Origin of the sequence: Streptomyces sp. NPDC087901 (assembly GCF_044742205.1) — a bacterium.
Taxonomy (GTDB): Bacteria; Actinomycetota; Actinomycetes; order Streptomycetales; family Streptomycetaceae; genus Streptomyces.
Genome location: NZ_JBIUUC010000019.1, coordinates 88,060 through 102,809, shown reverse-complemented (window position 1 = coordinate 102,809; position 14,750 = coordinate 88,060). Strand labels below are relative to the sequence as shown.

Genomic DNA, 14,750 nt, shown 5'->3' with positions numbered 1-14,750 from the left:
GGGTCCTTGCTGGTCTCAGATGCTGATACTCCGCTCACGGTACGCCCCGAGGACCGCACCGGCCCCTTTCGCCCCCGGCGCGAGGACGCCCAGGGTCAGCAGGAACTGCGCCACCACGTAGGTGAGCATGACCCAGAAGTCGGGAGCGGGCAGCTGCGGCCAGTCGGCGATGCCGGTGGCGATCAGCGCGTCGGAGAGCAGGAAGAGCGCGCCTCCGGTGGCCGCGTACCGGCCGAGGACGCCGGAACGGTAGGCCATGGCGGTCAGCAGCAGGCTGTAGCAGGCCATCGGAACCCGCAATCCGGCCGGCAGCCCGTCCCAGATCAGGACGGTGAAGGCCGTCAGGACGACCACGTACCCGATCCCGGGAAGCAGTGCGCCGCGGGCCCGCCCGAAGAGCCGCAGGTAGCAGAGGTGTCCTGCGGCGAAGCCGCCCATGCCGATGAGAAAGGCGAGGTCGGCGTCGGCCAGCAGGAACACGTCGCCGATCCAGCCGCAGAGCAGTGCGGCGATCAGCAGCCGGGGCCCGCGCCGGGCGACGGCGTAAGCGGCGAGCAGCGGCATCAGCAGCGGCTTGGCGACGAGGTGGAGGACATCGCTGTCCGCGAGGACCCCGGCGAGGTCGGCGGCGCACGCGACGAGGAAGGCGATGAGCAGGGGACGTACAAAACGCTCCCGCCGGCCGCCCGGGAGCGGGTCGGCGCTCATCCGGTGCGCTCGCGCACGGGGGCGGCCGTGACGGCCTTGCCGCTGCCTGACATGGCCCCGGCCGGCTGCCAGCCGGGCCCGCGGAAGACCCGCCCGGCCCGCTCGCTCCAGCTGCCCGCCGCGCGCACGTCGCGGGCGATGGCGGCGTACTCGTGGGTGGCGACCCGCAGCGGGTTGAACGTGTCGATGTTCTTGGTGAGTCCGAACACGGGCCGCTCCGTCTCCGCGGTGAAGGACCCGAACCACCGGTCCCACACGATCAGGATGCCGCCGAAGTTCCGGTCGAGGTAGCCACCCTGGGAGGCGTGGTGCACACGGTGGTGGGAGGGCGTGTTCAGAACGTACTCGAAGGGCCGGGGCAGCTTGTCGATCCGTTCGGTGTGCACCCAGAACTGGTAGACGAGGTTGGCCGAGGAGCAGAAGGCCAGTGCCGCCGGGTGGACGCCGCAGGCGATCAGCGGGAGGTAGAACGGCCAGACGGTCAGCGAGGTCCAGGGCTGGCGCAGCGCGGTGGAGAGGTTGAACTTCCGGCTGGAGTGGTGGACCACGTGGCAGGCCCAGAGGATCCGTATGACGTGGTGGCCGCGGTGGGACCAGTAGTAGAAGAAGTCCTGCCCCAGCAGCATCAGCGGGACGGTCCACCACAGGACGGGGATGTGGAACGGGGTCAGCTCGTACACCGCGGTGTAGATCGCGACGATGGGTACTTTCCACAGCAGGTCGAAGGCCAGGCTGCCCAGCCCCATGGTGATGCTGGTGGTGGCGTCCTTCGCCTCGTACCCGGCGGCGTCCTCGTCGGGGTGGAAGTGGTGGAGCGCCATTTCCAGAACGGTGAGCAGGACGAAGGCCGGTATGGACCAGAGCACTACATCGGGCAGGTTCGTCGGCATGTCAGCACCGTAGAGCCGCAGGTCGGCACACCACCAGATGTTGTTACCAACAAGTATGCGAGACGCGCTGTCAGCAATCTTTGGTGACTTCTGACAGCACGGCCGTCGTACGATCCCTTCACCGGGGTTCGACAGGGGGAGGAACTGCCGTGCAGGGTCTCGAAGTTGCGCTGGTCCGGCTCGCGACGACGGTGCTCGGCGCCGTGGCGAAATCACTCGTCGCGCCGAAGCCCGGCGCGGGTCTGGTCCTGGACCCGGTCCGCCCGCTCCCCAGGCCGGCGAAGCCCGGCCGGCTGGCGCGGGTACTCGGCGGCCGGCTGGAGGAGTCGTACGCCGGGCTGCCGGAGAACGAGCGGCTGGCCGCCGTGGAAGCGGTCCGGGACACCTTCGCCGCGGCGGGCGCGCTGACGGCCGGCCGGCTGTTCGGCCTGAACCTGGATCCTGGGCGGCTGTCCGCCGAACTGTCGGCGCCACCGGCCGGGCTGTCGGACCGGGCGGCCGGGCTGTACGGGGAGCTGCTGGACCGTTGCTGCGCGCACGTCGTGGAGCAGCTGACCGCCGAGCCGTCGTTCATGGCACGGGCGGCGGTGGAGCAGGTGGGCGCGGCAGAGCGGACGCGGGAGCTGGTGGCGGACGTACGGGAACGGGTCGGCCCGCACCCGGACGCGGCGGCGCTGGACTTCGAGCGGCGGTACACCCAGTTCGTGGCGGCGACGCACAGCCGGATGGGGCTGTTCGGGCTGACGCTGGGGCGGTCGGCGGGTGAGTGGCCGCTGGAGACGGCGTACATCAGTCTGGCGGTGACCAGCGACGCCGTCCGGCAGGACGGAGTGGAGCACCCGGCCGCGGTGACGGTCCCCATCGAGCAGGCGCTGTCCGGGACGGAGCGGCTGTTGCTGCGCGGACCGGCCGGTTCGGGCAAGAGCACCCTGATGCAGTGGCTGGCAGTAAACGCCGCGCGGCAGACGTTCGGCGGCGACCTGGCGGACTGGAACCGTTGCGTGCCGTTCGTCCTGCGACTGCGCGCGTTCACGTCGGACGAGAAACTGCCCGGCCCGGAGGACTTCCTTCGTGCGGCCGGCGTCCCCCTGCACGGCGCGGCGCCCGCAGGCTGGGCGGACCGGCTGTTGTCGCAGGGCCGGGCGCTGGTGCTGGTGGACGGTGTCGACGAGGTCCCGACGCGGCTGCGCCACCGGACGGAGCGCTGGCTCAAGGACCTGATCGTGGCCTACCCGCAGGCCAGGTACGTGGTGACGACCCGGCCGTCCGCCGTTTCGGGAAGCTGGTTGTCCGGCTCCGGATTCGAGTCGCACTCGATGCTGTCGATGAACGGGAAGGACATCCGCGCCTTCATCGACCACTGGCATACGGCCGCCCGCTCCGAGTGCGTCTCCGCTGAAGAGCGGGAGCAGCTCGACGTGTACGAAGCCTCTCTGCGGCGCGCCGTGGCGACGCGGCACGATCTCGGCCGGATGGCGACGAACCCCCTGATGTGCGCACTGCTGTGCGCGCTGAACCGGGACCGCCGTATGCAGCTGCCCCGTGCCCGCAAGGAGTTGTACGACGCCGCGCTGGACATGCTGCTCGTACGACGGGACACAGAACGCGACATCGTGGGGGTCGAGGGCGTCGACCTGACCCGCGACGAGCAGACGGCGCTGCTGCAACGGCTGGCGTACTGGCTGATCCGCAACGGGCAGGCGGAGGCCGGCCACGACGAGGTCCTGGCCATGGTGGCCGAGTGGCTGACAGCCATGTCCCAGGTCCAGGGGCCCGCCGAGCACGTGTTCGCGCATCTCCTCATCAGGAGCGGGCTGCTCCTGGAGCCCGCACCGGGCACGGTTGGGTTCGTGCACCGGACATTCCAGGACTACCTCGGGGCGAAGGCGGCAGTGGAGGCCCGCGACTTCGGGGTGTTGATCAAGAACGCACACGACGACCAGTGGCACGACGTGGTGCAGATGGCTGTGGGGCATGCCCGCGTGGAGGAACGAGCCAGACTGCTGAGGCAGTTACTGAAGCGGGCAGACCAGACCCGCAAGCACCGGCACCGGCTGGTGCTGCTGGCGGCGGCGAGCCTGGAGCACGCGCCGGAGTTGGATCCCGCCGTGCGGGCCGAGGTCCAGCGGCAGACTGCGGACCTGCTGCCGCCGCGCAGCCGGGCGGAGGCGGAGGAACTGGCCGGGGCCGGCGAACTGGTCCTCGAACTGCTGCCTGGACCGGAAGAGGTGGAAGGCGAGTACGAGGCGGGCTACGTGGTGCTGACCGCAGCCCAGGTGGGCGGCGAGGCGGCCCTGGAGGTGGTCAAGCGCTACCGGGACGACGAGCGGCAATGGGTGATAGTCCACTTGGCCGACGCGTGGGACTCGTTCGAGACCGAGACGTACGCCCGGGAGATCCTCACGGCGCAGACCTGGGGCAGCGTCAGCGTCACTGCGTCGAGCGCCGACCAGGTGGCGGCCCTGCGGTACGTACCTGAGTCCCGCGGGGTCCGGCTGGTGGGTGATCACGAGGATCTGTCATCGCTGATCCAGCGCCGGGGGATGGCGAAGCTCTTCGTCTACGACAACAAGGCACTCACGGACATCACCCCCGTGGCGTCGATGAGATCACTCACGGAAGTAGGTCTCAGCCTGTGCCCGGGAGTCCGTGATCTGAGCCCGCTCGCGGACCTGCCGCTGACCTGGCTCACCTTGAACCGGTTGCATGCCGACCTGCCGGCAGAGCATCTGAAGCCGTTCACAGACGTACGCACATTGACCCTGGGCCACCCCTTCCGGGTCGGCAGCATCGGCGAACTGGCGCTGAGTCGACGCCTCAAGTCGCTGACTCTTCTCCGGGCGGCCGGATCCCTGAGGCTGGAGGGACTCGAACAGTGCGGCGAGCTGGAAGAGCTCGGCCTGAACAGCGTGCCCCAGCTTCAGGAACTCTGCGCGTCACCGGACGTGCACCGGATCAGCCGGCTCACCCTCGACTGGCTGGACGACCTGGACCTGTCCATGCTCGCCGGTCACTCCACCCTCAGCCGGCTCACCCTCTTTCGCTGTCACATACCTCAGGGGCTGGCGCCGCTGCGAGAGCTGCCCGCGCTGACACGGCTCGAGCTGTATATCCAGCCAGAGACGGGCGGGTACGACCTGACCCCCCTGGCCGGTCTCGGCACTCTCACGATCGCCCTCGGCCACAACGTGCCGGCCATCGGCACCGAACTCTTCCCGCCCGAACGAATCGTGCGCCTGCACTGAGGAACACGCCCTACACCCCCGCCGCCCCCAGCAGCTCCCCCGCCGCATAGGTCACGGCCATCGCCACCGCTCCCCCGCCCATGTTCCGCAGCACCGCCGGGCTCACCGCCGCGTCCCCCAGCCGGGCGCTCCACCAGCCCGTCAGGGCCAGCGCCGCAAGCACCGACAGCACGGTCACCAGGAGGCGGACCGACTGCGGCGGCAGCACGATCGCCAGCAGGGGCAGCAGCGCGCCCACCGTGAACGCGAGGAAGCTGGCGCCTGCCGCGTGCCAGGGGTTCGTCAGGTCGTCCGGGTCGATGCCCAGCTCGACCTCGGCGTGGGCGCGCAGCGCGTCGCGTTCGGTGAGCTGGACGGCGGCCTCGCGGGCCACCTCCCGACTGAGCCCCTTGCCCTCCAACAGCCCGGTGAGCTCGGCGAGTTCCGCCTCCGGGGTCTCCTGGAGCTCCCGCTTCTCCGTCGCCAGCGCGGCCTTCTCCGAATCACGCTGGGTGGAGACCGACACGTACTCGCCGGCCGCCATCGACATGGACCCGGCCAGCAGCCCGGCCAGCCCTGCCGTCAGCAGGGTGCCCCGGTCGCCGGTCGCGCCCGCGACGCCGACGACGAGGCCCGCGGTGGAGACCACACCGTCGTTGGCCCCGAGCACTGCGGCGCGCAGCCAGTTCAGCCGCGCGCCCAGACCGTTGCCGTGCGGTTCGTGGTGCGCCTGAGTGTCCGTCACCCGGGGATGGTCTCACCTTTGGGGTCCTTCGCGGTGAAGGACCCTCGGCGTCACCAGACGCGTACCGACCCGCCCGGCGCGAAGGCCGGGCTGGTGGCGTCCCGCGGTACCTCCTTCAAGGGTTCGGCTATCTCCTCGACCGTCGGGCCCACTTCCGCCGCGACACGGTCCAGCGCCGCCAGGTCGAAGCCGTAGACACGGGCCGCGTTTCCGCCGGTCATGGCCGCGATCTCCGCCGGCGGCAGTCCCGCGTACGCGATCCGCAGGCCCTCTCGCGAGTACGGGGCGGTGCCCTCGTCGTGCGGGTAGTCGCTGCCCCACATGATCTTGTCGAGGCCGATCCGGTCGCGCAGCGGCACCTCGTGCGGGCGCATGAAGCTGGCGCCGACGAAGCAGTTGTCACGCCAGACCTCGCTGGGGCGTGCGCCCATCGAAGCCGACAGCCCCGCACCGAACTTGGACTCGGCGGTGGCCGCGCGGGTCGCCGCCGCGACGAGCCGGCCGTGGTAGTAGTCCAGCATCTCCACGATGCCCGGGATCCAGCCGGAGCCCTGTTCGGTGAGGACCAGCTTCAGACCGGGGTGGCGGCGGAAGGCGCCGCCGAAGATCAGGTGCCAGAGCGCGCGGTGCGAGAACCAGGTGGTCTCGACCATGAAGACGGCGCGGGCCGCCGGTTCGTCGCCGAGCGGCGGGGAGGCGGAGCCGCCGTGGTGGTTGACCGGTACGCCGAGCTCCTCGCAGACCGCCCACAGCGGGTCGTACACCTGCGAGTACAGCTCCGGGATGCCACTGCCCGGCGGTGCCCCGGGCAGCAGGATGCCGCCGGTCAGGCCCGCCTCCTTGGTGCGGCGGACCTCGCGGACCGCCTCGGCCGGGTCGTTGAGGAGGACCTGGGCGACGCCCGCGCGCCGGCCGGGTGCGGCCGCGCAGAAGTCGGCGAGCCAGCGGTTGTGGGCGCGGAGCCCCGCCCAGCGCTGTTCGTACTCCTGCCGGGAGGGGGCCGGAGCCATCAGTGAGGCGGAGGGGAAGAAGGGCGGGATGGTGTTGGGGAAGACGACCTCCGCGACGATGCCGTCGGCCTCCAGTTCGGCGAGGCGGCGCTCCGAGTTCCAGTTGCGGTCGGCGGTGTCGGCGACGAGATCCTCGTACGGGTTGACGTAGGCAGCCGCCCAGGCGTCGAAGTCCTCGTGGTGCCTCGACTCCAGGTAGGGCCGGTAGTCGAGGAGGTCGGCGCCGGCGTGGCAGTCGGCGGAGATGACGGTGTAGCGGTCCGTCATGACGCCCCCAGGACCGGGAAGTCGTGGTCGGTCAGCCAGTGCCGGCCGACCTCGCGCGATCGGGCCCAGGATGCCTCGACGGCGCTCTGGTCGGTGCTCTGGCCCAGGTCGGCGGGGGTGGGACCGATGCGTGCGGCGATGGGGGCGAGCTTGTCGGTGTCGAAGCCGAAGACCTCGGCTGCGGCGAGGCCCAGCATCACGCGGGTCTCGGCGACGGGGATGTCGTGGAAGGTGTTGCGCAGCCAGTTCGCGGTGTTCGGCCAGGTGCCCTCGGGGTGCGGGAAGTCGCTTCCCCACAGGATGTTGCCGACGCCGATCTCGTACCGCTGGGCGAGCTCGCGGCGTTTGGTGTTGGTGGCGCAGATGAAGACCTGGCGGTCGAGGTACTCGTGCGGCGGGCGCTTCAGTTCGGCGAACGGGGAGAGCTTCTTGCCGCCGTGGGCGCCGAGGTAGAGCCGGTCCATGAACCACAGGAGGTTCGGCAGCCACCAGCAGCCGGACTCGGCGACGCCGAACTTCAGGCCGGGGTGACGTTCGAAGGCGCCCGACCAGAGGAGGAACCAGAGCGGGCGGGAGGGCCACCAGGTGACCTCGGAGACGTAGATGCCGAGGTGGTCGCCGTACTCGTGGCGCGGCGCCGCCCCGGAGTGGGTGACGACCGGCATCCCGGTCTCGGCGGCGGCCGCCCACACGGGGTCGTAACGGCGGTCGTGGTACGGGGCCTTGTCCACCCACATGGAGGGGATCATCAGGGCGCCGAGGCCGGACTCCTTCGCCCGGTGGATCTCGGCGACGACCCGGTCCGCGTCCCCGGTGACGGGCAGCAGGGCGACGCCGCAGTGGCGTTCGGGGTGCTGCGAGACGAAGTCGGCGAGCCAGCGGTTGTGGGCCTGCGCACCGGCCATGCCCAGCTCGGGGTCCTGGTCGCCGGAGAGGCCGAGGCCGACCCCGAAGGGGGCGGCGGTGCGGCTGTCGACGGCGTCCGCGTCGGGGAAGACGACCTCGGCCGCCACTCCGTCGCCGTCGAGCTCCTTGAGCCGCTGGGTGGTGTCCCAGCCGCCCTTCAGCCCTTCCTCGTTGTCGTGGAACCACTTGTCGGCGAAGGCCTCGTTGCGTACGCCGAGCCGGGTCATCTCCTCACGACGGCGGTCACGGCCGGCCAGGAACTCGTCGAACTGCCGGTGGTAGCGGCTGTCGAGGTAGGGCCGGTACTCCTCGGTGGGCAGTCCGGCGTGGCAGTCGGAGGAGACGATCAGGTACGGGTCGTCAGTCATCGCTAGATCCCAGCTCCTCAGTCGAGTACGAAGCTCTCCAGGTACGACGGGTTGGCCCGCTCCAGCATCGACCGCGACCTGGCCCGGATCTGCCGGTCGCTGTGCTCGCTGTCGGGCAGCATCCAGAAGCGGCCGGCGCGTATCCCGTCCACGACGGTCTCGGCGACCTCCTCCACCGGGGTGAACTCCACCTCGTGGCCGGCCGACCTCATCGCGGTCTCCCACTGGTCGAGGCTGCGGTAAGGGGTCCGGCGCGGGCGCTCCTTGGCGTACCGCTCGGGCCGGTTGCGGTGCGACTCCCACAGTCCGGTGCGCAGCATGTGCGGGCCGGGGAAGAGCACCGAGGCGCCGACCGCCGCGCCCTCCGCCCTCAGGTGTGCGTACAGCGACTCGGTCATCGTGACGACGGCGGACTTGGTGACCGCGTACACGGATGCGGTGGGCAGCGGGGCGATCCCGCCGTCACCGGACGAGGTGTTGACGACGTGTCCGGGGGTACCGTCCGCCAGCATGCGCGGCAGGAAGGCCTGGATGCCGTGGAAGACGCCCCACACGTTGACGGCGAAGGCCCACTTCCAGTCGTTCGGGTCGTGCTCCCACATCCGGCCCTCGGCGCCGGAGCCGACGCCGGCGTTGTTGCACAGCACATGGACGGCGCCGAAGGCGTCGTAAGCGGTGTCGGCCAGCGCGGTGACGGAGTCGCGTTCGCTGACGTCGACGACCGCGGCCAGCACCTGGGCACCGTCCCGGCGCAGTTCGCGGGCCGCCTTGTCGAGTGCGCCTTCCTCGACGTCGGCGAGCACGACCTTCAGACCCTCGGCCGCGAACCTGCGCGCCATCGCGAGCCCGATGCCGCTCGCGGCGCCGGTGACGACGGCGACCTGCCCCTCCTGAAGCCTCATCGGACACTCCCCCGCGGCGGGCCGTCGTGGATCTGCTGCGGGTCGTCGTAGCGCTGGTGGATGTACGGCAGCAGCGCGTCTGCGCTCACCCGCTCGACGGCCCGGCCCTGCTGGTCGCTGGTCTTCTCGCCGATGGTGAGGTCGACGACCCGGAGCACGGGAAGGTCGGCGACCGGGTCGTACACGGACTCGCGCAGCACCACGTCGCCGGTGATCCGCTCCAGCCGGCGGACCTTCTCGTGGCGGGTGCAGTGGATCAGGACGGGGTCGGCGTCGAAACCATCGCCGTCCACCGCGGGCAGGAACTTGAAGTAGAAGTCGAGCTTGGTGGCCGGTTCGGGCAGCGGGAGCGGTTCGCCGACCGCGCCGCGTATCTCGACGAAGGCGATGCCGTGGCGGGTGAGCGAGGCGTGCACGACGAGTCCGTCGCGCTCCACGCTCACCTCGCCGAGCTTCTTCGGCTCGCCGAACACCTCACGGCCGCCGGTCAGGGCCCGCTCGTGGGTCATCGGCATGACCAGCGGGTACCAGCCCTCGTGCCCGTCATGGACGGCGGCGACGGCGACGGAGCCCGCGCCGAGGGGGTAGCCGGGGAGGTCCACCTTGCTGATGCTCGCCCGGACGAGCGGACGTCCGGAGGGTTTCAGGGGCGGCGGGAGGACGGCCGCCACCGCGTCGGGGTCGCTCTCCCAGACGGCGCTCACGCCGGTGGACCAGATGTCGGGGAGCCGGGAGCGGGCCTCGCGGGCCGCCGCGATCTCGGCCTCGGTGCGCGCGCCGTACCGTACACGTGCCATGCGGTGCCACCCTTCTCGGTTGTCCGTGCCGGGTTCTGTAACACAGTTACACCGGAGCTCGTGAAGGGTAAATAGCCGTGCGTGTAACGGAGTTCCGGAGTCTGGAGGAGATGTGGCTCGATCGTCGCTGACGCGCGAGGAGGTCCTCGCGGCCGCTGCGGGACTCGTGCGGCAGCACGGCCCGCAGACCCTGACCATGCGCAAGCTGGCCGCCGAGCTGGGCACCGCCGTCACCTCGATCTACTGGCACGTGGGCAACCGCGAGTCGCTGCTGGACGCCCTCGTCGAGCGGACCGTCCAGGAGATGGGCACCCTGCGCCCCACCGGCCGCGCCCCGGCCACCCGGATCGTCTCCGTGGCGCGCGGGCTCCGCCGGGAACTGCGCGCCCGGCCGCATCTGATCGCGATGGTCCACGAACGGGGACTGACGGAACGGATGTTCCTGCCGGCCCAGCAGGCGCTCGCCCACGAGGTGCACGCCGCCGGCCTGCGCGGCGCCCGGGCGGCCGCCGCGGTGCGGGCGGTGCAGTTCCACACCGTCGGCTTCCTGCTCGTCGAGCGCAACCGGGAGCGGTCCCCTGTCCAGTCACCGGCCGAGGGTGATCTGTGGAGTGCGGAGACGGCCGGCGGCGACCCGGCACTGGCTCGGGCGCTGGCCCGGCCGGCCGACCAGGACCGGCTGTTCGTCACGTCCCTGCGGGCCCTGGTGGACGGGCTGCTGGCCGCCCGCGGGGGATAGGGCGTGCCGTGCGGGGCGGTCCCGGGTGACGGCCGAATAGGGGACTGTCGGTCGCGGCCCGTATTCTCTGTGACCATGCTCGACGACCGCCAGACCGCAGCACCGTGGCCGACCGCCTACCCGCAGGGGTACGCGGTCGTCGACGTGGAGACCACCGGACTCGCACGGGACGACCGGATAATCTCCGCCGCCGTCTACCGCCTGGACGCGCAGGGCAATGTCGAGGACCACTGGTACACCCTCGTCAACCCGAAGCGCGACCCCGGTCCCGTCTGGATCCACGGGCTGACGAGCGATGTCCTGGAAGGCGCCCCGCTCTTCCCCGAGGTCGCAGCCCAGCTCTCCGAGCGGCTCGCCGACCGCGTGCTCGTCGCGCACAACGCCGCCTTCGACTGGTCGATGCTCGCCCGCGAGTACGCGCGTGCCTCGGTCGTCGCACCCGTGCAGCAGCGGCTGTGCACCATCGCGCTCTCCAAGGAGCTGCGGCTGCCGCTGCCCAACCACAAGCTGGAGTCGCTGGCCGCACACTTCGGCGTGGTGCAGGAGCGTGCACACCATGCGCTGGACGACGCCCGGGTGCTCGCCGAGGCGTTCCGCCCGAGCCTGCACGCGGCCGCGCGGGGCGGGGTGCGGCTGCCGCTGCTGGAGTGCCGGCCGCTGACCGAGTGGTCGGACTCCCCCGTCACCCCGCGGATCGGTCACCAGTCCTCGCACAGCGCACAGAACAGCTGGCGCCCCTCGCGCAAGCGCCCGGCCTGCCCGCATCCGAATCCGGGGCGGTACGAGAAGGACAAACCTCTCATGCAGGGCATGCGGGTGGCGTTCTCCGGGGACACCTCCGTCGACCGCGAGCTCCTGGAGGACCGGGCCGTGGAGGCGGGTATGCATGTCGCGACGAGCGTCTCCCGGCTGACGAGCCTGCTCGTCACCAACGACCCGGACGCGGCGACGTCGAAGACGGTGAAGGCGAAGTCCTTCGGCACCCCGATCCTCGACGAGAGCGCCTTCACCCATCTTCTGAGGGATGTGGCCGCGGCGGCCACCGGCGGCGCTCCCGCCGGCCCTCGCGAACGAGGCCGTGAGGTACCGGCTCCGACGCCGTCATCGGAGTGAACCGGGGGCGACTCGCCCGCCCGCCGCTCGCCCGCCACCATCCCAGCGTCCCACCCTGTGGCGCATGGCACGTTGCGAAGTATGCGGAAACGACTACGGGATGTCCTTCGAGGTGCACGCGCAGGGCGCGATTCACGTCTTCGACTGCTTCTCCTGCGCCATTCACCGCATGGCGCCCATCTGTGAGCACTGCCGGGTCCAGGTCATCGGCCAGGGTGTCGAGGTCGACGGGCACTGGTTCTGCGGCGGCCACTGCGCCCGCGCGGAGGGGAAGGTGGGCATCATCGACAAAGTCTGAACACCGGGCGCCGCGCCCCTTCCCCCACCCCCTCCGCAATGCACCCCATGACGCAGTTGTACCGTCATGGGGTGTACCGCTTCCTGTTGACCCGGCAGTGGCTGATTCTCGCCCTCATCGCCCTCGTACTCATTCCCACGATGGTCGAGCTGGGCTTCTGGCAGCTGCACCGGCATGAGCACAAGGTCGCGCAGAACGCCCTGATCTCGCGGAACCTCAAGGCGGAGCCCGTTCCGGTCGCCACGCTCACCTCCCCCGGTCACACCGTTCCGCGCTCCGACTACTGGCGTGCGGTGAGCGCCACCGGGACGTACGACGAGAAGCACGAGGTCGTCGTGCGCCGCCGGACCGCGACCGACGGCTCCATCGGCGTCCATGTGCTGATCCCGTTCGACCTCAAGGGCGGCGGCACGGTCATGATCAACCGCGGCTGGGTCCCCTCCGCCTCCGACCAGTACGCCTTCCCCGACGTTCCGGCCGTGCCCACGGGCGAGGTGACCGTCACCGGGCGGCTCAAGGCCGACGAGACGACCGGTGCCAGCGGCATCAAGGACCTCTCGGACCTGCCGGACCGCCAGGTGATGCTGATCAACAGCTCCCAGCAGGCGAAGCTCCTGTCCCGGCCGGTGCTCGGCGGCTACATCGAGCAGACGGGACCGGAGCCGAAGGGCGACACCCCCGAGCTGATCGAGGCTCCCGACGACGGTTCCATCGGCCCGCACATGGCGTACGCCGTGCAGTGGTGGCTCTTCGCCGCCGGAGTCCCGGTCGGCTATGTGGTGCTGGCCCGCCGGGAGAAGCGCGACCGGGCGGCAGCGGCGGCCACGGCCGCCGGACAGACCGAAGCGGCGGAACCCGAGCCCGTGAAGGCCTGACGGCACGTCCGGACCGCCGTCCGCCGGGGTGACTCCCGCCTCTCCTGACACCGAGTCTGCTTAACCGGGACCAGGTTCGGGAACACGCCACAACGTGACCCCACGCATCGAGGACTACGCCCTCATCGGCGATCTCCAGACAGCCGCCCTGGTCGGCAGGAACGGTTCTGTCGACTGGCTCTGTCTGCCCCGCTTCGACTCGGGCGCCTGCTTCGCCGCACTGCTCGGCGACGAGGACAACGGCCACTGGCGCATCGCCCCCAAGGGCGCGGACACCTGCACCCGGCGTGCGTACGCGGGCGACTCCCTCGTCCTGGAGACGTTCTGGGAGACCCGCACCGGCACGGTCAAGGTCATCGACTTCATGCCGCAACGCGACCACGAGCCCGATGTGATGCGGATCGTCGAGGGAGTCAGCGGCACCGTCGACATGGCCTCGGTGATCCGGCTGCGCTTCGACTTCGGCTCCGTGGTGCCGTGGATGCGCCGCTCGGACGGCCACCGGGTGGCGGTCGCGGGGCCGGATTCGGCGTGGCTGCGCAGCGAACCGCCGGTCAAGACCTGGGGCCAGCAGTTCTCCACGTGTTCGTCGTTCAGCGTCTCCGCCGGGGAGCGGGTGGCCTTCGTCCTGACCTGGCACCCCTCGCACTCGCCCCGGCCCGACCTCGTCGACCCCTACGAGGCGCTGGAGAACACGCTGTCCGACTGGGCCGACTGGTCCGCCCGCTGCAAGTACGAGGGGCCCTACCGGGAAGCCGTGATCCGGTCGCTGATCACTCTCAAGGCGCTCACCTTCGGCCCGACGGGCGGCATCGTGGCGGCCCCCACCACCTCGCTCCCGGAGGAGATCGGCGGCGTACGGAACTGGGACTACCGCTTCTGCTGGCTGCGGGACTCCACCCTCACCCTCGGCGCGCTGATCTCGGCCGGCTATCTGGAGGAGGCGGCAGCCTGGCGGGACTGGCTGCTGCGCGCGGTGGCCGGGGACCCGGCGGATCTGCAGATCATGTACGGGCTCGCGGGCGAGCGTCGGCTCCCGGAGTCCGAGCTGCCGTGGCTGCGCGGCTACGAGCACTCCGCCCCGGTCCGGATCGGCAACGCCGCCGTCAGACAGCGCCAGCTCGATGTGTACGGGGAGGTCATCGACTCGCTCCGGCTGGCCCGGGACGCCGGTCTCGACGACAAGCCGCATGCCTGGAGCCTGCAGCTCAGTCTGCTCGGCTTCCTGGAGTCCACCTGGCGCGAGCCGGACGAGGGGCTCTGGGAGATCCGCGGCCAGCGCCGCCACTTCGTGCACTCCAAGGTGATGGCCTGGGTGGCGGCGGACCGTGCGGTGCGCAGCCTGGAGGAGGACCCGTCACTGACCGGCGACCCCGACCGCTGGCGGGCGATGCGCGACGCCGTGCACCGGGAGGTGTGCGAGAAGGGGTACGACCCGGTGCGCAACACCTTCACCCAGTCGTACGGGTCACGGGACCTGGACGCCGCGACGCTGCTGATCGCCAGGACCGGATTCCTGCCGCCGGACGACCCGCGCGTCATCGGGACGGTGGACGCCGTGCGGGACGAGCTGGGCAGCGACGGGCTGGTGCGCCGGTACAGCACGGACGGCACGTCGATCGACGGGCTGCCGGGCGGTGAGGGCGCGTTCCTCGCCTGCTCGTTCTGGCTGGCGGACGCGCTGCGGATGACGGGCCGCACCGAGGAGGCCACCGAACTCTTCGAGCGACTGCTCGCGCTCCGCAACGACGTGGGGCTGCTCGCCGAGGAGTACGACACCGCGGGCATGCGCCAACTGGGCAATTTCCCACAGGCGTTCAGCCACATCGGTCTGGTCGGTACGGCGGTGGCGCTGGCCGAGGCGCAGGCCGCCGAAGACGTGGCCCGGGACGACGCGGCAGGATAGGG

General features: G+C 71.0%; 13 protein-coding genes. 6 read left to right on the top strand and 7 right to left on the bottom strand.

All coding sequences use genetic code 11. From position 1 onward, the window contains the following. Nucleotides 1-15: 15 nt before the first annotated feature. Nucleotides 16-708 carry a lysoplasmalogenase gene (locus ACIOEW_RS37210; RefSeq protein WP_401969652.1) on the bottom strand — a complete coding sequence of 231 codons (693 nt, stop codon included), beginning with the start codon at nt 706-708 and terminating at the stop codon, nt 16-18. Further along, the gene (locus tag ACIOEW_RS37205) at nt 705-1,598 is read right to left on the bottom strand and encodes a sterol desaturase family protein (protein WP_401969651.1); all 894 of its coding nucleotides are present in this window, start codon (nt 1,596-1,598) and stop codon (nt 705-707) included. Before ACIOEW_RS37205 ends, ACIOEW_RS37210 begins: the two co-directional genes overlap by 4 nt. 149 nt (nt 1,599-1,747) lie before the next feature. Between ACIOEW_RS37205 and ACIOEW_RS37200 the strand changes: the two genes are divergently transcribed. Further along, the gene (locus ACIOEW_RS37200; RefSeq protein WP_401969649.1) at nt 1,748-4,843 is read left to right on the top strand and encodes an NACHT domain-containing protein; all 3,096 of its coding nucleotides are present in this window, start codon (nt 1,748-1,750) and stop codon (nt 4,841-4,843) included. A gap of 10 nt (nt 4,844-4,853) precedes the next feature. On the opposite strand, the gene ACIOEW_RS37195 is transcribed toward ACIOEW_RS37200, so the two are convergent. The 5 genes from ACIOEW_RS37195 to ACIOEW_RS37175 are packed head-to-tail and all read right to left on the bottom strand — an operon-like array spanning nt 4,854 to nt 9,817. Continuing rightward, nucleotides 4,854-5,567: a VIT family protein gene (locus ACIOEW_RS37195; protein ID WP_362547010.1), complete on the bottom strand. Its 714-nt coding sequence runs from the start codon at nt 5,565-5,567 to the stop codon at nt 4,854-4,856. Nucleotides 5,568-5,617: 50 nt separating this feature from the next. After that, nucleotides 5,618-6,844 carry an amidohydrolase family protein gene (locus ACIOEW_RS37190; RefSeq protein ID WP_362547008.1) on the bottom strand — a complete coding sequence of 409 codons (1,227 nt, stop codon included), beginning with the start codon at nt 6,842-6,844 and terminating at the stop codon, nt 5,618-5,620. Beyond that, nucleotides 6,841-8,118: an amidohydrolase family protein gene (locus ACIOEW_RS37185; protein ID WP_362547005.1), complete on the bottom strand. Its 1,278-nt coding sequence runs from the start codon at nt 8,116-8,118 to the stop codon at nt 6,841-6,843. The genes ACIOEW_RS37190 and ACIOEW_RS37185 overlap by 4 nt, the downstream gene beginning before the upstream one ends. A 17-nt stretch (nt 8,119-8,135) precedes the next feature. Next, nucleotides 8,136-9,020, bottom strand: coding sequence for an SDR family NAD(P)-dependent oxidoreductase (locus tag ACIOEW_RS37180; RefSeq protein ID WP_401969648.1), 885 nt, complete (start codon nt 9,018-9,020; stop codon nt 8,136-8,138). Beyond that, entirely contained in the window at nt 9,017-9,817 is an 801-nt protein-coding gene (locus tag ACIOEW_RS37175; RefSeq protein ID WP_401969646.1) for an acetoacetate decarboxylase family protein, read from the bottom strand. The genes ACIOEW_RS37180 and ACIOEW_RS37175 overlap by 4 nt, the downstream gene beginning before the upstream one ends. 112 nt (nt 9,818-9,929) lie before the next feature. Between ACIOEW_RS37175 and ACIOEW_RS37170 the strand changes: the two genes are divergently transcribed. The 5 genes from ACIOEW_RS37170 to ACIOEW_RS37150 all read left to right on the top strand — a co-directional run bounded on the left by ACIOEW_RS37170 (nt 9,930) and on the right by ACIOEW_RS37150 (nt 14,748). Continuing rightward, on the top strand, nt 9,930-10,556 hold the full coding sequence (locus tag ACIOEW_RS37170; RefSeq protein ID WP_401969644.1) for a TetR/AcrR family transcriptional regulator: 627 nt from the start codon (nt 9,930-9,932) through the stop codon (nt 10,554-10,556). Nucleotides 10,557-10,625: 69 nt separating this feature from the next. Then, nucleotides 10,626-11,669: a DEDDh family exonuclease gene (locus ACIOEW_RS37165; protein ID WP_401969642.1), complete on the top strand. Its 1,044-nt coding sequence runs from the start codon at nt 10,626-10,628 to the stop codon at nt 11,667-11,669. Nucleotides 11,670-11,733: 64 nt separating this feature from the next. After that, nucleotides 11,734-11,967 (top strand): hypothetical protein, encoded by a 234-nt coding sequence (locus tag ACIOEW_RS37160; RefSeq protein WP_073735263.1) that lies wholly within the window; start codon nt 11,734-11,736, stop codon nt 11,965-11,967. A 71-nt stretch (nt 11,968-12,038) separates the two neighbouring features. Then, the gene (locus ACIOEW_RS37155) at nt 12,039-12,842 is read left to right on the top strand and encodes an SURF1 family protein (protein WP_401969697.1); all 804 of its coding nucleotides are present in this window, start codon (nt 12,039-12,041) and stop codon (nt 12,840-12,842) included. Nucleotides 12,843-12,936: 94 nt separating this feature from the next. Beyond that, nucleotides 12,937-14,748, top strand: coding sequence for a glycoside hydrolase family 15 protein (locus ACIOEW_RS37150; RefSeq protein ID WP_362546991.1), 1,812 nt, complete (start codon nt 12,937-12,939; stop codon nt 14,746-14,748). The last annotated feature ends 2 nt before the right edge of the window (nt 14,749-14,750 follow it).